We start from the raw sequence: 17,925 nt of genomic DNA, 5'->3' as shown, positions 1-17,925 counted from the left end.
TTAGATATGGACAATATTGGCTAATTAATGGCATTTTTGCGATAAATTGAGCCTATTTATCAGTTATCTGTTGCTGTAGTTGCAGTAACTGTATTTGCAGTTCTCTGATTTGGGAATCTTTTTGCTGCATCAGTTGGTAAAGTGCTTGAATTGCAGCTAAAGCGACACCATTAGCATCTACAGCATTGATAAAGCGATCGCTTTCACCACAGTTAAACGTCGCTGCAAAGTCTTGCGCCATCGGGCCTATATGACGAATTGTTTCATCTTGGTTTTTATATTTCCAAGTGGTGATGGGTAAATCCACAATTCCCTTGAGGATATCGTGAACATCAATCTCAGCGACGGCTTCTTTGACATTGCGATCGCTCAAGAAGCGCTTTGAGCCATTAGGATCGTAAGTGACTCCTAAATCTAGAGCTTGATTGATAATTTTCACGCCTGCATTGATACTGGTATAGCCTAATAATTTTGATTCAACTAGTGGGACTGTTGCTACCTCTTGTTCCCCAAGAGTAACTGCAATATCACAGCCACCGACACAATCGGCTAATTCTTGATCGTTGAGATCTGCAATCAGACTTTCTGTACTGGTTAAATTCTGGGAGTTACTTAGCATACATTGAACCTTTTATTTATAAACTAATTGCCAACAAAAAACGCAGCAAATTTATCTGGCATTCATCATTGATATCGGCAATGAGGTATGAAATCATGCTGATATCTTTTCCAGATTGAAATAGTTACAACCTAGTACAACCGTTATTTAATCATATTGTTGACAATTTCTGCTTCCCTGTAAATTCTCTATTGTTAAATCAACTTTAAGCTAGACATGCTAATAGCAATTTACTAACACTATGCAGAGTTTATCTATGCTTTAAAATAGAGTTACTGAGATTGCTGCCTGCGGCAATAGCAATTAATGTATATTAGCTTTGAAAGCCACAAAAATCCTGATTTTGTGTGGCAATATATAATTGTCATACAATTATTTTTTCTTTAACATAAATTCATTTTTCCCATTTTAAAGAAATTATTTCTCAGTAATAATACGGTTATTTTTAGCTCGGAACTTTATTCAATCTATAACAATTAACATCTCAAATATCTGCTAAGTAAAGTTACTCAATTATCTAATTTGAATTACAAGTAGCTGAGGGTAATCCAGAATTATGAGGGGTATGTACTAGTACCTGTGCAGTTAAAACAACATCTCCTTGGGGCGTTACTATCAGTCCTTGAGCTTCGACAATTTCATCAGAGTGAGGTAGTGGTAGACTGGCAAAAGCAGTAACTCCTCTAGTGCGATCGCTACTGCTGTAAATGGGGACTGTTTGGATATCTTGCAAAGTGAGATCCCCACCCAAAGCTACCTCTGGATTTTGTGGTAAACCACCTCTTCCAATGATAGTTAAACGGCTGGATGTTGCGGGATTATTTTGTCCACAACTTTGAGTAATTAATGTTGAAGCATCATTTGGCTGTGTTGGTAAAACAGCAATTCCTTTGCTAGGATCGACAGCTAAAGTTTTAATTTCTACAGTTCCACTTAAACCAAACTGAGAACTAGCTGTAATTTCGCTTTTATCAGTGAGTTCGGGACGAAATTCAATCCCAAATATTCCTTGCGTTGTAATTTGCACATTCCCACCTCTACCAGCAATTGCATTAGCTGTAATATCGCTATTATCAGCAGCAACTAATAACCCAGAAGTAATATTAATATCTCCACCATTACCATTACCACCTGTAGAATCAGTAGTAATTTTGCTACCGTTCCGCATTAATAAAATATCTTGAATATGTAAGATAATATTACCTCCTTCACCAGATTTAGTTGTGGCTTGAATTCCTCCTAAATCTTGTTGTAGATTCCCTCTATTATCTAGTTCTATAGAGTCAGCTTGAATATTAATATTTCCCCCCTTACCCTTACCTTCGTTATCTACACTTAACCTAGCACCGCCCTGAACTAAGAATTTACCTGTAGAAATTTCTAAGTTACCAGCCGGATGATGATTTTCACTATCTAAAACGCTAGCAGATAGGCTACTAAATGTTGGGATTAATTTGCTTTCATCTAACGGATCTGTTCTCAGCGAACCTTGCCCTATTAATTTAATAGCATCAGTGGCATTAATTGTGAGGATTCCTCCCTTGCCAGAGCCAAGGGTTTCAACAGCAATATTACCTCCATTTTCTACTATTAATTCCCGCGTATTAATGTTAATATTGCCTCCATTGCCAGTAGTATTGGGATTACTACCACTGAAAAGACCACCAGGAATTTTCTGAATCAGGGATACTCCGCTGACGTTGACAGAGTCTATAGCATTAATGATAATATTTCCACTATTTCCTGCGGCTGCAGTACCTGCAAAAATTTGTGCCCCATCATGAATAATTAACTTCTTAGTGTTAACTATTAAATCACCACCTTGTCCTTTACCTTCTTGAACTGCTGTAAACAAACCACTACTGAAGGAATCAGAATCTGTGACTCCGATTAATTCCACACTATTAGCAGCATTAATTGTCAAGTTTCCACCTGTGGCATCTGCTATAGTTGCAGCAGATATTTGCGCTCCGTGATGCACGAATAATCGCCCGGTATTTACTGTTAAATTTCCCCCGCTACCAGTTCCAGAAGTATCTGCTAATAACCCAGTAAATAAAGAAAAATCATCAGAGTCAGCACCCATTAATTCAACTGCTGCTTGCGCATTAATAGTTAAATTACCTCCTTTACCAGATGAACCTATTAAAGTAGCGGTAGATATGCGAGATTCGCCTTTAACCTGAAGATTTCTAGTATTAATTGTGATGCCTAAGCTATCACCACTACCACTAGTTGTGGCAAATAATCCATCTGTAAACAGTCCGGTTGTTCTGTTGCTTGAAACTATGATTGAATCTGAAGCATTTAATTTTAAATTTGCGCCAGAAATATTACCTAATGTATCCGCTTTTACCCAGGAATTTTCAATAATTAACTGCTTTCCTGTCAGTTGAATGCTACCGCCACCATCACCACTGGTTGTGACTAAAGAATTATCTGTGATTGATACATTAGCTCTGTTAATATTGTCAGGAAAATTGAATTGTGAATGATTCGCGTTTAATGAAAATCCAACCGTGGCTGCATCGGCTATTCCACCGAGTTCAATATGACCGCTATCGGCAGTTAATTGACTGCCATTAATATTAACGTCACCACCAATCAGGGCGAGAGTTTGATTGATGGAAACTCTCAGATTAGCTGTTTGTACTTGGATAGGTTTTGAATTACTAGAAAATTGTAATCCGATAGGAACATTAATACTTAATAATGGAGGATTTTTATCTATATTTGTATTAAATTCTTTGCCATCGGCAAACTGTAAACTTTTAGCAGTAGTTGCCAAAAATGAGCCACCAATATTTAATTTGGCATTAGCACCAAAAATAATGCCATTAGGATTAATTAAGAATAAATTAGCATTTCCCTGAGTATGGATTATGCCATTGATATGAGAAGGCACGATCCCAGTCACGCGACTGATAATATTTTGAATAAAGGCTGCATGATTAAAATTAGCAGAACCACCATTAGGTACAGAGAATTCGCTAAAGCTATGAAAAAGATTACCGCCAGCTTGATTACCACCCGTAATGGAAAAATTTAACCCATCAGTAGAAGTAACATTTGTATTCAGACTACCATCTGGGGCGATCGCCTGGGGGTAACAAGGTTGAGTCAATATCAGATGTGTAGTTGCAAATATTCCAGCAATAGTGAGAATAAAGGGCGAATTCATAAAATGCAAATTACCCAAATCTGGCGATTCGTCTTTATTTCAGTATTCCCGTAATCGCTGCAAGTATTATGTGCTGAAATTGATCGAGATAATTTTGCCCACAGTGCGATCGCGCTGTGGGCATAGGAGATAAACTTTAATTTGCTGACAATTTATCCTTGGCTAGCGCTACTCGAAGGTGGCATAATGACTTTCTTCGCTAAACCTAAAGTCTTCAGTGCTTTAATACTCCACCAAGTAATATCGATTTCCCACCAAGCAAATCCAGATTTGGCAACATGGGGATAAGTGTGATGGTTGTTGTGCCATCCTTCACCATAAGTTACCAAGGATACCCACCAAAGATTGCGGGAATCATCTGTATGATCGAAGGTACGATAGCCCCATTTATGAGTTGCTGAGTTGACAAACCAAGTGGAGTGCCATAATAAAACAGCGCGGACAAACATCCCATAAATTACGAAAGACCAACCGCCTAAAGCATATAACAACACACCCAAGGGGATTTGCAATAACAAGAAGTAGCGATCTAACCAACGGTAAAATGGTTGACGGGCTAAATCTGGGGCGTATTTTTGATAAGTTTCTGCATCAAAGAATTCTGTACGGGGGTAAAAAATCCATAACATGTGACTCCACCAAAACCCTTTTGTGGCAGAGTAAGGATCTAAGTTGATATCTTCAGTATGGGCGTGATGCTGACGGTGTCCACCCACCCAGAAAATCGGCCCCCCTTGTAATGCTAAAGCACCAATGGTAGCGATCGCATATTCTAACCATTTCGGTACTTGGAAACTCCGATGGCTCAAAAGTCGGTGATATCCCAAACAAATCCCAATGCTGCCGAGTAACCAGTGCAAAAACAGCAGTATACCTAATGCTGACCAAGAAAAAAACCAAGGCGCTAAGAGCGCTAACAGATGAACTGTACCAAAAAATAATACGTTCGTCCAACTGAGCTTTGACGTTCCTTGTTCGGGGGTGAACGTCAGAGATTTTGCAGTCATAAAAATTCCTGTTGATGATGAATTAAGCGATCTGCTTTTTGCGGATGTACTCTTGCATTGGTGACAAGGGAATTACCCGTTCTGTATAAGTTAGTTACAGTAAAGTAGAGCAAGTATCACTTACATTTGTATCCTAACAACTTCTTTCTTTATCTGCAAGTGCTACTTGCATTATTTATTTTTATGGCATCTCCCACCCATTCAGCTCGTCAACGCCTGATTCAAGCAGCGCTGGAACTATTTACAGCCCAAGGAGTCAGCAATACTACTACCCGGCAAATTGCCGAAAAAGCAGAAGTAAATGAAGTGACGTTATTTCGCCACTTTGGTAATAAACATGGGCTGATGTTAGCTGTTTTGGAAGAATCTGCGGCTTTTAAGAACTTAGGGGAATCCTTAGTACGGCGCGCTAGTCCCCCAGGTAGCGTTTATCAAGCCCTGAAGGATTATGCAAGTGATAGCTTGCTTGCACTAGAGCGGGTACCGGAGTTTGTCAGATCTGTAGTGGGTGAAGCCGATCGATACCCAGCCGAAAATCGTCGCGCCTTGGGGAGGGGTTTAACCGAAGCTAACCGCTATGTTGCTCAATACTTAGCTACAGTAATTGAGCAAGGACACTTAAATACCTATCTACCGGCAGAAAAATTAGCCAGTTTGCTGAATGGGATGCTATTAGGCTACGCCGTAATCGAGTTTACTAGCGAATTTCACGAACTCTGGGAAGACAGAGATGATTTTTTAGAGAACTTAGTGGAATTGTTTTTACGTGGTGCGATGTCACCTTCACCAGAATTAGCAATTAATTATGGTGTAGAACATGATGTCAGTATAGAGGTAGCTGATTTACCTGCGGCGTTAGTCCATGAAATTTTGCGCCAAGCCAAGAGATTAGGACTGCAAGATTCGGCTTTAGCTTATATATTATTTGCAGCCGGCTTATCCCCTACAGAGATAGTTAACTTACAGCGATCGCATCAAATCTACGACGATCAAGGACACTTTTTGCAAATTACCACTCCCGGATTAGTCCGCCAAGTTCCTGTAAATCAATGGATTTTAGGGAAACAGTACGGTTCTTATACTAACAATCCCTTAATTAAATGGCTGAAGAGTCGGAAAGATAATCAAATGGCGATGTTTCTTAACAGCTTAGGCGAGGCAATTTCCGAATCTGAAATTATCAGTCGTTGGGAAATGTGGACAGAAGGAATGTTAACACCCCAAGGACAACCACCAGCGATCGCTCAAGCACAACACACCTGGCGCGTAGAAATGTTAATGCGGGGAATTACCTTAGAAAACTTGAGCATCCTCACCGGTTGCGATCGCACGCAATTACAACCCTACGCCCGCAGATCCAAAGAAAAAGCCGCATTAGAGCAAGCTACCCGGTTGGATCATAAACCGAATTGAGAAGGCAGAAGGCAGGAGGCAGATGGCAGAAGGAAGCAGAGGGGGACAAGGGGGACAAATTGTACAGACAAGGGTTCATCGCCTCTCTGACTATTGACTAATGACCCTTGACCATTGACCATATTTCATTAATTTATGCTTTAAAACAGTTCCTCGCTTATGCCTTGTTCTGCGACTTTAAATCAACTGGTTGAAATTCTTTTAGCACAGCCTGTAAACTTATCAACTGCGGCTTTAGCACAGTTGGGTAGCGGTATCCAAACAGACACTCGTATCCTCAAGCCAGGTGAGGTGTTTGTGGCTTTGCGAGGTGAAAAGTTTGACGGACATGAGTTTGTTGCAGCTGCTATCGCTAAAGGTGCGATCGCAGCGATTGTTGATTTTGAATATGAAAATCCCGGATTACCAGTATTACAAGTCAAAAATACTCTAGAGGCTTATCAAAAAATTGCTCGTTGGTGGCGCGATCGCTTTAAGATCCCAGTAATTGGTGTTACTGGTTCTGTCGGTAAAACTACTACTAAAGAACTGATCGCCGCAGTTTTAGCCACTCAAGGACGAGTCCATAAAACTTATGGAAATTACAATAACGAAATTGGTGTCCCGAAAACTCTCTTAGAACTCAGCCCAGAACATGATTTTGCTGTAATTGAAATGGCGATGCGGGGTAAGGGACAAATTGCTGAACTCACCCAAATCGCTAATCCGACAATTGGCGTTATTACTAATGTCGGAACGGCACATATTGAATTACTCGGTTCGGAAACTGCGATCGCTGAAGCTAAATGTGAGTTATTAGCCCAAATGCCTCAAAATAGCGTCGCTATTCTCAATCAGGATAATTCTTTATTAATGTCCACTGCCGCAAAGGTTTGGCAAGGAAAAGTCATCACTTACGGCTTATCTGGCGGCGATATCTCAGGAAAGGTGGTAGATAATCAAACCCTGACAGTAGGAGATATGCAACTACCCCTACCTTTACCCGGTCGTCACAATGCCACCAATTTCCTAGCAGCTTTGGCAGTTGCTCAAGTTGTGGGTATTGATTGGGCTAGTCTGCAAACTGGTGTTAAAGTTGACATGCCTACGGGGCGATCGCAACGTTTTGCTTTACCCAACGATATTGTAATCTTAGATGAAACCTACAATGCTGCACCAGAAGCTATGCTAGCAGCCTTGCAATTATTAGCAGATACACCAGGAAAGCGCAAAATTGCCGTTTTAGGCGCGATGAAAGAATTAGGAGAGCGATCGCCACAATTACACCAGCGAGTTGGCGAAACAGTCCAGAAATTGCAATTAGATGGGTTATTAGTGTTAGTTGATGGTACCGATGCCGAAGCGATCGCCAAAAGTGCCCCAGGTATCCCCTCAGAATGCTTTGCCACCCATGCAGAATTAGTAGCGAGATTAAAGACATTTGTGCAAGCAGGCGATCGTTTATTGTTTAAAGCCGCCCATTCTGTTGGATTGGATCAAGTTGTTAACCAGTTGCGTGCGGAATTCGCTAACTGAGATTTGTAGTCATCAATAATGGGTTATAGGTAAATGAAAAATCGCTAATGACTAAAGGTGCAATTGGTCATTAGCTTTTTACTGTAAGTTGTCAGTTGTTCCTCATAGGGACTTCCAAATAAAAAAAACATCCCAATCATTAACTTACCAAGCTCGCAACTCGTAGGGGCGGGGTTACCCATTGGTGTCAACTTAAGCTCAAAACCTTTATATATCTCGTTTCCAGCCTCCGGCTGGAAATGCGTATTGCGAGGCTCTGCCTCGTCTTCTGATCAATTGAGGCGGTAGCCCACAGATCATCGCTCCCACGCAGAGCATGGGAGCCAGTTAACGCCGCCCAATCAATAGGGCGAGGATGCTTCTTCATCGTCATCAGCATTGCATTAAAGCCACAGCCTTATCAGGATTTTTTTGCCACTGTTGATAAAACTCCGTCATTAATTCTGAGGGGGGTGAGAGTAAATTGCTGGCTATTTCTCTATATCTTTCACCTGATGGAGGTTATGGAAAAGTTTTGTTTCTAGTAGTTTGACAAGGGAACTATGCTAGATGCATCAAATTTTCTCGTTCTCTTCTTGTCCTCTTTCTTTGAGTACTTCGCGTCTTCTCTGCGAGACGCTTCGCGAACGTGGTTCGTTTCTTTACCCTTTAAAGTTGAGTTGCCAGACTACTAGTTTTGGTAGGCTACAGAAGCTAGATCAATTGATAAGCGATCGCTCTAACTTGAACCACTTAATTTAAAGTGTTGAAAAAATTCAACCGTATACATCCTCATGGGGATAGTATACGGTGTGATTAGTGCTATACTGGGAAAATCTATTAAAAGTATATAATATTACATTTAATAGAGTATTTGTACTTAATATAGTTTTTCATTCAAGTTTTCTGTTGTGGGAGTGATTGACTGTTCGTAGTTGGTGTTTTGTTGAGTGAGAGCGATTGTCCCCAAGAGCATCATACTGCCCACAGCTAATGCGATCGCCGGACGCTTGAGAAACAGAAAATCTCGCACTATCCTGGCTAAAGGACTGCTTTGACGCCGCAGTTCCGCAGAAACCATCATTTGCTTAATGGTAAATGGATCGCGGACATAATGACCGCTAGGACAAACTACCAGTTTTTCTTGGCAATATGGACAACTAAACAAGCCAACACAAGACTTTAAAGGTTTAGGTGTGGCATTTCTTTGGCAAATCGGACAAGTAACATAATGATTATCAAATATGTGTGTATTCATCTAATTTATCCGCCTAGTCCCTTGACTCGCTCTATAAACAATAGTTATAGTGAATTCCCGTTTCACCCTGAATCGACTCACTGATGTGGTCTAACATCCGTTTTTAATTACACATACAGTATTCTTGCTACTCAAGTTAGTTGAATGACTGCAACACGAGTATAGCTAGCTTTAGCAAAGGATGCTTTTGGTTAGTGTTTGCCGTTGGTGCAATCACCAACATCCTCCGTACTGTACGATTATTCTACGGCTTAATTTTATACTGAATTACACTTTACCACTGCTGGTTTATCATTAACTATAATAATTCTCTCCCATTTAATCATTCTCCCCATCAAAATTTTGCATAGTGGAATTTTTTTTAACTGAAACTTTGCAAAACTCGTGAATCTCGCATACTTGTCTGGTTGCTAAATCATGGCTCACAATGAGAAGTAACAGATAAAAATTTAAATTTTTTCTTACATTTACCTCGCCTCTCAATGACTCTCTTGCCGCCCAAAGAACTGAGGAAGGTGACGGAACCACCTGCTTTTCCTTCTCTTTCCACTCGTTTAGCTCGCTTAATTAATCGTTTTCAACCATCGTTAGAAACCGTTGTGCTGCTTTTAGCCGTATTAATTGGCGGCGGTACGGGTATGGGTGTAGTTACTTTTCATTATTTAATCCAGCTGATTCACGATTTGATGCTGGAAAACTTTATGGGCGCGATCGGTACCTGGGGTGCTTGGACTTTAGCCTGCGTTCCGATTCTTGGCGGCTTAATTGTGGGATTAATGCGCTGGCGTACCCAAGATTTTGGCCCTGGATTGGCTTCTTTAATTGCTGCTTCTCAGGGTAAAGAAATTAAGCAGCCACTGCGCCCAGTCACGAAGATGTTAGCTGCTTCGGTATCCTTGGGAAGTGGTGCTTCTTTGGGGCCGGAGGGGCCAAGCGTCGAAATAGGTGCTAATTTTGGGATGCTGTTGTCTTTGGTGCTGCAAGTATCCCAAGAACAACAACGCTTACTTTTAGGTGCGGGTGCAGCAGCAGGATTAGCAGCCGGGTTTAATGCTCCCATTGCTGGGGTATTTTTTGCCCTAGAGGTGGTAATCGGAGCTACTTCTTTTGCCACTTCTGCAGTGAGTGTGGTGTTATTAGCTGCTGTAGTTGCAGCCTTAATTGCTCAAATTGGGTTGGGTGCCCAACCTGCATTTGCTTTACCTGTCTATCAAGTCCGCAGTCCTTTAGAATTGCCTATTTATCTGGGATTGGGCTTAGGCGCAAGTCTGGTGGCGCTGGCTTACAAAGAGTCAATTCGCATCGCTAAAGCTTGCTTTGTCGGACAAGTTCCTGTGGTGGCGTTTTTAGGACGAATTCCCAGGTACATCCATCCGCTCATTGGTGGTGCGATCGTGGGGATAACAGCTTTATATTATCCGCAAATTTTGGGTATTGGTTATGGCACAGTCCAAGCCATGCTGCAAGATGTGGAGTTTTCTTTGCCCTTATTGCTGGTACTGTTAATTCTCAAGCTGCTGATGACAGCAATTAGTAGCGGAAGTGGTTTTGTTGGCGGTTTGTTTGCACCTGCAATGTTTTTAGGTGCTTCCTTTGGTTCTGCTTATGCCAAAATTGTTGCGGTAATTTCTCCTAGCATTGGTGCCCAAATGGCGGCTCCCCCAGCTTATGCAATGGTAGGTATGGCAGCCGTTTTAGCAGCTAGCGTCAGAGCGCCGTTAACAGCAATTATCATGCTATTTGAATTAACCCGCGACTACCGCATTGTCTTACCGTTAATGGCGGCTGTGGGTTTGAGTGTTTGGTTAATCGAACGCCTCAAACCAAATTCTAGTTCTAATTCTAATCTGCAACAGATTGGGCTGTCGGAATTGAAAGATGAGAAGACAGAAATGTTGCAGCAAATTTTAGTTAAAGATGCAGTTCTTACTTGCCCGAAAAAATTAGCAGCCACATTAGGAGTGTTAGAGGCAGCAAAGGAAATGATCCGCGATCGCTGCCATCATGCTTTAGTAATTAATGAAGCCGAGCAATTAGTAGGGATTATTTCCTTAGAAGATATTAACCGTACTCTTCGTCGCAGGCAAAACTATCAAAATTTGCCCATCGAAATTCAGAGCGATTTATCTAGCAAAACTTTGCTAGATATTTGTACCACGGAAATTCTTTATGCTTGGATGGATGAACCTTTATCTGAAGCTTTAGACCGAATGGCGCTGAGAGGTTTGCATCAATTACCTGTAGTCGCCAGAGATAATCACGAGCGCATTTTAGGTCTACTAGAAAAGGAGCAAATTGCATTGACTTGTAGTTTAGCTGTTACAAATCAGGCAATTCACCAGTATTTATCCATGCAGCTGTTATAAATACGTGATAACTACTTATTAGTCAATGGTCAATAGTCAACAGTCAATAGACTTGGGACTTTTGACTATGGACTTTTGACTCTTGACTAATTTATTAAGCTGTGGCTTCTATATCTTCGATATCTTCTCTATCTTCTGGATCTACTTGTCTGAGACGAATGTGTTTTTTCCCTAAAGTGATGAGAAACTCATCTCCAGGCTTGAGATTCATCTGTTTTGTATAAGCCGAACCTATCAGCAAGTTGCCGTTAGATTGCACGCTAATTCTATAGCTAGCACTGCGTCCACCACGCCCATTAGCACTAGGTGTACTGTCTAATTGAATGCCTTCAGCATCAATTAGGGCGTTTAAGAACTTCATCATATTGACGCGCTCTATACCATTTTTTGTAACGGTATAGTAGCCGCACTTCTTAGCTTTGTCTTCTTTGCTCTCGTTCTCTAGCTCTTTGACTTTTCTGAGCAGATCTTCACCGACTAGTGGTTCAATTTTTTTCTGTTTAGCCATCAACTTAGGTCGAAAACGAATGTTTCAAGTCTTTGAATCGATTTTATTTTAGCTGACATTGAGCTAGTAGGAACAAAATCCTTTAGTTTTTATTTCAGCCTTGCCAAGTATATTACATTCATTGGCAGAATTGTTACTAGATTTTCAATATTATGACAATCTATTTTGTAGAATGCTGGCAATAGTGATAACTATATATAGGTTGTGAATTACTGCTAAACTATACTTGTTTAAGTTTTCTAAAGTATGACGAAAAAAGTTGTCTAGTTGCTGATATAGAGAATTGAGGTAGAGAGCGATCGGCAAAACCAATCCTGAGTCAGTAAGGGTGGGTTTTGCAAAATATCCATTTGGTAATGAGAGATATTTGCTTAAACCTACCCGTACAAGACTGTCAAGTCCAAAGTTTTTTGAGCATTGACCATTGACTCTAGACTAAATAAGAAAGCTGCTAACAATGAAACTAACAACGAGAGGACAATACAGTGTAAAGGCCTTACTAGATTTAAGTTTACAGCCAAAGTATGGCCCTGTATCTGTGAGAGCAATTGCCAATCGCCAAGATATTCCTGCTCCTTACCTAGAAAAATTGTTAATAGAAATGCGTCGTGCTGGATTGGTAAAATCAATTCGTGGTAGTGTTGGCGGTTACCAATTGGCACGAGAACCTGTAAAAATATCTATAGGTCAAATTTTAGAGTCTGTGGGTGAAACGATCGCTTATTTACCCGATCGCGCCCCAACATCGGCACAAGCTGAAGATTGGGTCACATTTACACTTTGGCAAAGACTCAACCAAAAATTAAAAGAAGCTATATATAGTATTACCTTAGCCGATCTCTATTACGACGCTCGCAGTAGGCAGGCTTCACTAGGAGAAGAAGCAAATTTTGTAGTTTAGTCAAAAGTCAGCAGGGGTGGGTTTTGTCAAATTTTCATTGGGAAATGAAATATGTTGGTTAAATCCGCCAGTACAAAAGTCTAGAATCAAAAGTTCATAGTCAAAAGTCTATAGTTAACAATTTCTGGACTAATGACCGTTGACCATTGTAAGGGCGGGTTCACAAATATCCTCACCGAACAATGATTATTTTCAATAAACCCGCCCCTACTGACCATTGACCATTGACTAATGACTAATAACATTTATATATTGATTGTTGCGGCAATTTTAGATTATATAATTGGCGATCCTTGGGGTTGGCCTCATCCAGTACAAGTAATGGGATGGGGAATTTCTTGGTTTACTAAAGTATCTGGGAAATATTTTCACCATCCTCACAGCCAACGAATCGCAGGAATTTTCCTCGGCATTATTTTAGTAATTGGTAGCGGAGTTAGCTGCTGGTTAATCATTCACATTGCTAGATGGCTGCATCCCATATTGGGAATTATCACAGAAAGCATAATTTTAGCTAGTTGTTTTGCGCTTAAAAGTTTGAGAACAGCCGCAGTCACTGTTTTAAAACCTCTGACAGCCGGAAATTTAACAGAGGCTCGCGATACTTTAAGTAATTATGTAGGTCGAGATACCAAAGACCTTGACGCAGCAGAAATTTTGCGAGCGATTTTAGAAACTGTCACCGAAAATGCAACTGATGGGGTGACGGCTCCGTTGTTTTATGCAATTGTTGGTGCATTTATTCCCGTTATTGGCGCTGCACCCTTAGCTTTAGCATACAAAGCTAGCAGTACTTTAGATTCAATGGTGGGTTATAAAGAAGCACCTTATACTTATTTGGGTTGGTTTAGCGCGCGGTTAGAAGATTATTTAACTTGGCTTCCTTGTCGGTTAACAGTCATCACTTTAGCTGTGTTCTCAGGTAAACCCCTGCATGTTTGGCGAATTTGTCGCCGAGATGCTGTCAAAGATCCTAGTCCTAATTCTGGTTGGAGTGAGTGCGCCTATGCAGCGATTTTAGGCGTGCAGATGGGTGGAACAAATTGGTATCGCGGCGTAGCTAAACATAAACCACTTTTAGGTGATGACATTTATCCGATTACACCACAAACTATTGAATCTGCTTTGCAATTAACCAGATATTGTTTTTTACTTTGGTTAGGAGTAGCGATCGCTCTACTCTTAATTCACCTAAACAGGTAATCATAGATATAGGGCATTGGGCATTGGTTAGTTAGAGACGCGATGAACCCTTGTCTCTACAATCGTCCTCCTTGTCCTCCTCCAGTCGCCTTAAATATCTGGTATCATGCATTACTCAGGGGTATCTGTCTATGACTATGTCTGTAAAAGTAGTTGAAATTCTCTCAGCAGAAGAACTTCGTCGTACTGTAAATCGCCTAGCTTCGGAAATTGTGGAGCGGACGCGCGATTTATCTGGGCTGGTTTTGCTAGGTATTTATACTAGGGGTGTAATATTAGCTGAGTTATTAGCCCGTCAAATTGAGATATTAGAAGGCGTGACTGTTAAGGTGGGAGCATTAGATATTACATTTTATCGCGATGATTTAGATCAAATTGGGTTGCGAACTCCAGCCAAAACCAATATCTCCTTTGACTTGACAGATCAAACTGTTGTCTTGGTTGATGATGTGATATTCAAAGGCAGAACAATTCGTGCGGCGTTGAATGCGGTAAATGAATATGGTAGACCTGAGGTAATTCGTTTAGCTGTTTTGGTAGACAGAGGTCATCGAGAAGTACCAATACATCCTGATTTTACTGGTAAGCAGCTACCTACAGCAAAAGAAGAGGTGGTGAAAGTTTATTTACAAGATTGGGATGGTAAAGATGCGGTGGAGTTGATTGGGGATTAATCAATGGTCAATGGTCAATGGTCAATAGTCAATAGTCAACGGTCAACAGTCAACAGTCAACAGTCAATAGTCAACGGTCAACAGTCAACAGTCAACAGTCAACAGTCAACAGTCAACAGTCAACAGTCAACAGTCAACAGTCAACTCGCTAAATTTAGCAAGAATTGGCGGAAGGGTTGAATTGAGGTGAATGTGAAGATGCGATCGCATCCTAGAACCATAGGAAGCTCGGTATAATTTAGGTCATGCTTTACGAAATTGAGTAAACATTGAGAAGCGATCGCATCTGAAGACCAAGTATTAAACTTAATCTGGCTGAATTTCAGCAAATGGCAAACAATAACGCTAATTGCGACACCATCAGAGACAACCAAAGCTTTGTGGCTTTAGGGACTTCCAGAAAATAAATTATCCAATTTACGAGAGAGAATATTTTCTTTCTCCCCCTGCTCCCTGCCCCCTGCACCCTTGCCAAAAAAGCGATAGGATATTTTTTTTAGTTGTCAGTCCCTGAATCTTCCAATGATTTTGTCGGTACCTCAACTGCTGTGACATCAATTGTGCCATCGGGAGTAAAACGGCGAAAATGACGATTTTGGACTAACAATTGCTCACCACAGTTGGGACATTGCAATTGACTATTATTTAAGCCTGTAAACTCATATCGGCATACAGGACATTGATCGACAACTAAGTTCCGTTGCAACCACCAGCGAAATCCCAAAAAGGCAATTACGGGTGCTAATAGTAACAGCCCAAAAATAAACAGTAGTGAATTTACTAACCAACCCAAGCCTAAAGATGCTAGCAACCAAAACACTGCTAACGTTGTTAGCCAAGGGCGAAGACTTTCAAGCTGTGATGGAAAAGATTTAAGGCTCATTTTTAAATATCTTGTTGCTCTGTTTCTAGGATAGCGAGTTTGGTCATTAGAGACGCGATTAATCGCGTCTGTACAAGTGTCAATGGTCAATGGTTGGTAAATTAAGTATATTTGGAAACCTATAATTTTTTAGCGATCGCTCTTGAGAGCTAATTTCCCTTTGGCTGTGATTATGAGCGCTTGGTAAAATCTCACCAAAGTCATTGTTGTTTAATGGCTGGATATAGTGAATTTTTAGAGAAACTACTTGCTTACATCTATATTTTATAGTACTTGTGTATTAAAAGTTTAACTATTAAGTTGACGTAATTTAGCCATATTTTCGGATATTTGAGTGAAGCGCGACTCGATTTATTACCAAATTTTTAAACGCTTTCCCGGATTAATTTTTGAACTCATTGATTACCGTCCTGAGCAAGCGCAGAACTATCGATTTGAGTCAGTGGAGGTCAAAGAAACTACCTTTCGTATTGATGGGGTGTTCTTACCGCCAGAAGATGCAAAACCCAAGATAATCTTGTTTGCAGAAGTGCAATTTCAGAAAGACGAAGGTCTTTATCATCGGTTCTTTACCGAATCAATGATGTATTTGAACCGGAATCAGTCTCAATATGATGACTGGTATTGTGTGGTAATTTTTCCATCACGCAGCTTAGAACCAAGCGATACTACTACTCATCGCATATTTTTAAACAGCGACCAAGTACAGCGCATTTATTTGGATGAGTTAGGTAGCTCCAATCAGCAGCCAATAGGTATAAATTTATTCCAGCTAACAATTGCATCCGATGAAGCGATCGCCGAACAAGCCAAGCAATTAATTCAACGGGTAAAATTAGAACAAACAGACCCACTGCCGAAAACGGAAATTATCGATATCATCACAACAATTGCTGTTTACAAGTTTTCATCTTTGAGTAGAGAGGAAGTGGAAGCTATGCTCGGACTAAGTTTAGAGCAAACCAGGATTTACCAGGAAGCAAAAGCTGAGGGACGAGAACTAGGCCGAGAAGAACGGGAAGTAGAAATACTGAAAGTTACCGTGCCTTTGTTACTCAAAACGGGAATGACTATAGAACAGATTGCACAACAACTAAATGTGAATCTAGAAGCTGTTCGCCTAGCTGCACAGGAAAAAGGGACGTAAGGGAAGGGGGACAAGGAGGACAAGGAATTTTAGATTTTAGATTTGCGATTTTGGATTCCAATCTAAAATCCAAAATCCAAAATCCAAAATTGTTTCAATGCCCCATGCCCATCAAATTAACTCTTGTAACCGTTTTTGCAAAGCATCCATACCAAAAAGGGCGATCGCTTGTTCTCTGAGCCAATTTCCATCACAACGTTGGTCAACTCCTGTGAGTATTTCTATACAAGCATTCGCTACGGCGTTGGGGTCGCGGTGGGGAACGCGCCAGCCTAAATTACCATCTTGCAAGGGTTCGGCAGAACCATCATCATCACCGGAGAGTACGGGTATACCGCAAGCCATTGCTTCTAAATATACAATACCAAAACCTTCTTGGGAAGGCATAATGTAGGCGTCAGCTAGGCGGTAATGTGCCATTAATTCTTCTGTGGGGACGAAGCCGGCAAATATAACGCGATCGCTTACACCTAAATCTTGAGTTAGTTGGGCTAATCTTGGTTGGTCATCGCCACGACCGATGACTAAGTATTTAACATCGGGGAAAACTTGGAGAATTTGCGGTAATGCCCGAATTGTCACATCAACACCTTTATATATATCTCCCGACCATAGCCTAGCTACTGTGAGCAAAACTCTGGTATTATCTAAACCATACTTAGCTATCAATTCTGGCTGTTTAATTCCTGGTGTAAATTTATTGCCATCAATAGCGCATGGTAGTATTTTTACTTGGCTTGGATCGATAAAATTAGCCGCACAGCAGCGATCGCGACTGTAACGGCTAATTGTCCAAATCCCTGATGCCGATCTAAGTGCCTGACGTTCTCTATTAGGTAGCGGTTCCCAAACTTCTTTGCCGTAGGTTAAGACTGTGTAAGGAATTCCTAAAGGTTGACAAAGAGTTTGTATCAGTGTGGCTAAGTTGATATGACCGCAAAAAACATGCTGGGGACGTTGTAGCAGCAGACACTTCAATAGCGCCAAGGTCATTTTTAATTTACCCAGATAGGGCGATTGGTTTTGAAAGCCATGAAATCGCAGTTTTTCATCCCAGTCAGGTGCAGAATTGGGGCGATCGCGCAGCACGAATACCTCTGCTTGATACCGGGGATTTAATTTTTGATAGGCACGGAAAATATCTTTAACGTAGGACTGAATACCACCCTCATGTACAAAAATTTCTAAAAATACAAATACATGATTGGCTTTGCGATTAACTTGATTGTTAAAATTCAGGTTTGCGCCCACTTGAGTAAATAATTGATGTA

At 40.9% G+C, this 17,925-nt stretch carries 15 protein-coding genes; 8 read left to right on the top strand and 7 right to left on the bottom strand.

From position 1 onward, the window contains the following. Nucleotides 1-52: 52 nt before the first annotated feature. The 3 genes from H6G08_RS11570 to H6G08_RS11560 form a co-directional block, all read right to left on the bottom strand. Nucleotides 53-619, bottom strand: coding sequence for a tail fiber domain-containing protein (locus tag H6G08_RS11570; RefSeq protein ID WP_190542002.1), 567 nt, complete (start codon nt 617-619; stop codon nt 53-55). 517 nt (nt 620-1,136) lie between these two features. Then, nucleotides 1,137-3,800 carry a two-partner secretion domain-containing protein gene (locus H6G08_RS11565; RefSeq protein ID WP_190542000.1) on the bottom strand — a complete coding sequence of 888 codons (2,664 nt, stop codon included), beginning with the start codon at nt 3,798-3,800 and terminating at the stop codon, nt 1,137-1,139. Between the two features lie 152 nt (nt 3,801-3,952). Beyond that, entirely contained in the window at nt 3,953-4,807 is an 855-nt protein-coding gene (locus H6G08_RS11560; protein ID WP_190541997.1) for an acyl-CoA desaturase, read from the bottom strand. 183 nt (nt 4,808-4,990) lie between these two features. On the opposite strand from H6G08_RS11560, the gene H6G08_RS11555 reads away from it, so the two are divergent. After that, a complete protein-coding gene (locus H6G08_RS11555; protein WP_190541994.1) occupies nt 4,991-6,220 on the top strand; it encodes a TetR/AcrR family transcriptional regulator in 1,230 nt (409 codons plus the stop codon). A 159-nt stretch (nt 6,221-6,379) separates the two neighbouring features. Next, complete coding sequence (locus tag H6G08_RS11550; RefSeq protein ID WP_190541991.1) at nt 6,380-7,735, top strand: UDP-N-acetylmuramoyl-tripeptide--D-alanyl-D-alanine ligase; 1,356 nt, start codon at nt 6,380-6,382, stop codon at nt 7,733-7,735. A gap of 859 nt (nt 7,736-8,594) precedes the next feature. Here the strand turns inward: H6G08_RS11550 and H6G08_RS11545 are convergent. Next, complete coding sequence (locus tag H6G08_RS11545; RefSeq protein WP_190541988.1) at nt 8,595-8,972, bottom strand: hypothetical protein; 378 nt, start codon at nt 8,970-8,972, stop codon at nt 8,595-8,597. Nucleotides 8,973-9,454: 482 nt separating this feature from the next. Here H6G08_RS11545 and H6G08_RS11540 point away from each other — a divergent pair, with 482 nt between their 5' ends. Next, nucleotides 9,455-11,338 (top strand): chloride channel protein, encoded by a 1,884-nt coding sequence (locus H6G08_RS11540; protein ID WP_190541985.1) that lies wholly within the window; start codon nt 9,455-9,457, stop codon nt 11,336-11,338. Nucleotides 11,339-11,432: 94 nt separating this feature from the next. Here the strand turns inward: H6G08_RS11540 and H6G08_RS11535 are convergent, their stop codons facing one another. Beyond that, the gene (locus H6G08_RS11535; RefSeq protein ID WP_190541982.1) at nt 11,433-11,846 is read right to left on the bottom strand and encodes an AbrB/MazE/SpoVT family DNA-binding domain-containing protein; all 414 of its coding nucleotides are present in this window, start codon (nt 11,844-11,846) and stop codon (nt 11,433-11,435) included. 457 nt (nt 11,847-12,303) lie between these two features. On the opposite strand from H6G08_RS11535, the gene H6G08_RS11530 reads away from it, so the two are divergent. From H6G08_RS11530 to H6G08_RS11515, 4 genes are all read left to right on the top strand, one after another. Continuing rightward, nucleotides 12,304-12,747, top strand: a complete 444-nt coding sequence (locus H6G08_RS11530) for an Rrf2 family transcriptional regulator (RefSeq protein ID WP_096643126.1) — start codon at nt 12,304-12,306, stop codon at nt 12,745-12,747. A gap of 231 nt (nt 12,748-12,978) precedes the next feature. After that, nucleotides 12,979-13,950 carry an adenosylcobinamide-phosphate synthase CbiB gene (gene cbiB, locus H6G08_RS11525; RefSeq protein WP_190541979.1) on the top strand — a complete coding sequence of 324 codons (972 nt, stop codon included), beginning with the start codon at nt 12,979-12,981 and terminating at the stop codon, nt 13,948-13,950. A 131-nt stretch (nt 13,951-14,081) separates the two neighbouring features. After that, on the top strand, nt 14,082-14,624 hold the full coding sequence (gene pyrR, locus H6G08_RS11520; protein ID WP_096643124.1) for a bifunctional pyr operon transcriptional regulator/uracil phosphoribosyltransferase PyrR: 543 nt from the start codon (nt 14,082-14,084) through the stop codon (nt 14,622-14,624). A 3-nt stretch (nt 14,625-14,627) separates the two neighbouring features. Further along, on the top strand, nt 14,628-14,804 hold the full coding sequence (locus H6G08_RS11515; protein ID WP_190541976.1) for a hypothetical protein: 177 nt from the start codon (nt 14,628-14,630) through the stop codon (nt 14,802-14,804). 316 nt (nt 14,805-15,120) lie between these two features. Here H6G08_RS11515 and H6G08_RS11510 read toward each other — a convergent pair whose 3' ends face one another. Then, nucleotides 15,121-15,507: a hypothetical protein gene (locus tag H6G08_RS11510; protein ID WP_190541973.1), complete on the bottom strand. Its 387-nt coding sequence runs from the start codon at nt 15,505-15,507 to the stop codon at nt 15,121-15,123. 334 nt (nt 15,508-15,841) lie between these two features. Between H6G08_RS11510 and H6G08_RS11505 the strand changes: the two genes are divergently transcribed. Then, on the top strand, nt 15,842-16,654 hold the full coding sequence (locus H6G08_RS11505) for an Rpn family recombination-promoting nuclease/putative transposase (protein WP_190541969.1): 813 nt from the start codon (nt 15,842-15,844) through the stop codon (nt 16,652-16,654). Between the two features lie 111 nt (nt 16,655-16,765). Here H6G08_RS11505 and H6G08_RS11500 read toward each other — a convergent pair whose 3' ends face one another. Next, nucleotides 16,766-17,905 carry a glycosyltransferase family 4 protein gene (locus H6G08_RS11500; protein ID WP_313941846.1) on the bottom strand — a complete coding sequence of 380 codons (1,140 nt, stop codon included), beginning with the start codon at nt 17,903-17,905 and terminating at the stop codon, nt 16,766-16,768. Between the last annotated feature and the right edge of the window lie 20 nt (nt 17,906-17,925).

Origin of the sequence: Calothrix anomala FACHB-343 (assembly GCF_014696435.1) — a bacterium.
In the GTDB taxonomy this organism is placed as follows: domain Bacteria; phylum Cyanobacteriota; class Cyanobacteriia; order Cyanobacteriales; family Nostocaceae; genus Aulosira; species Aulosira anomala_A.
The sequence above is the reverse complement of the archived record's forward strand: the minus strand, read 5'-3'. Positions and strand labels throughout refer to the sequence as shown.

What these genes read in the sequence shown, in the direction of transcription:
- H6G08_RS11530 (WP_096643126.1), top strand. Translation starts at nt 12,304, where the DNA reads ATGAAACTAACAACGAGAGGACAATACAGTGTAAAGGCCTTACTAGAT.
- H6G08_RS11550 (WP_190541991.1), top strand. Translation starts at nt 6,380, where the DNA reads ATGCCTTGTTCTGCGACTTTAAATCAACTGGTTGAAATTCTTTTAGCA.
- H6G08_RS11565 (WP_190542000.1), bottom strand. Translation starts at nt 3,800, where the DNA reads ATGAATTCGCCCTTTATTCTCACTATTGCTGGAATATTTGCAACTACA.
- H6G08_RS11535 (WP_190541982.1), bottom strand. Translation starts at nt 11,846, where the DNA reads ATGGCTAAACAGAAAAAAATTGAACCACTAGTCGGTGAAGATCTGCTC.
- pyrR (WP_096643124.1), top strand. Translation starts at nt 14,082, where the DNA reads ATGACTATGTCTGTAAAAGTAGTTGAAATTCTCTCAGCAGAAGAACTT.
- H6G08_RS11510 (WP_190541973.1), bottom strand. Translation starts at nt 15,507, where the DNA reads ATGAGCCTTAAATCTTTTCCATCACAGCTTGAAAGTCTTCGCCCTTGG.
- H6G08_RS11515 (WP_190541976.1), top strand. Translation starts at nt 14,628, where the DNA reads ATGGTCAATGGTCAATGGTCAATAGTCAATAGTCAACGGTCAACAGTC.
- H6G08_RS11555 (WP_190541994.1), top strand. Translation starts at nt 4,991, where the DNA reads ATGGCATCTCCCACCCATTCAGCTCGTCAACGCCTGATTCAAGCAGCG.
- H6G08_RS11540 (WP_190541985.1), top strand. Translation starts at nt 9,455, where the DNA reads ATGACTCTCTTGCCGCCCAAAGAACTGAGGAAGGTGACGGAACCACCT.
- H6G08_RS11560 (WP_190541997.1), bottom strand. Translation starts at nt 4,807, where the DNA reads ATGACTGCAAAATCTCTGACGTTCACCCCCGAACAAGGAACGTCAAAG.
- H6G08_RS11545 (WP_190541988.1), bottom strand. Translation starts at nt 8,972, where the DNA reads ATGAATACACACATATTTGATAATCATTATGTTACTTGTCCGATTTGC.
- H6G08_RS11570 (WP_190542002.1), bottom strand. Translation starts at nt 619, where the DNA reads ATGCTAAGTAACTCCCAGAATTTAACCAGTACAGAAAGTCTGATTGCA.
- cbiB (WP_190541979.1), top strand. Translation starts at nt 12,979, where the DNA reads ATGACTAATAACATTTATATATTGATTGTTGCGGCAATTTTAGATTAT.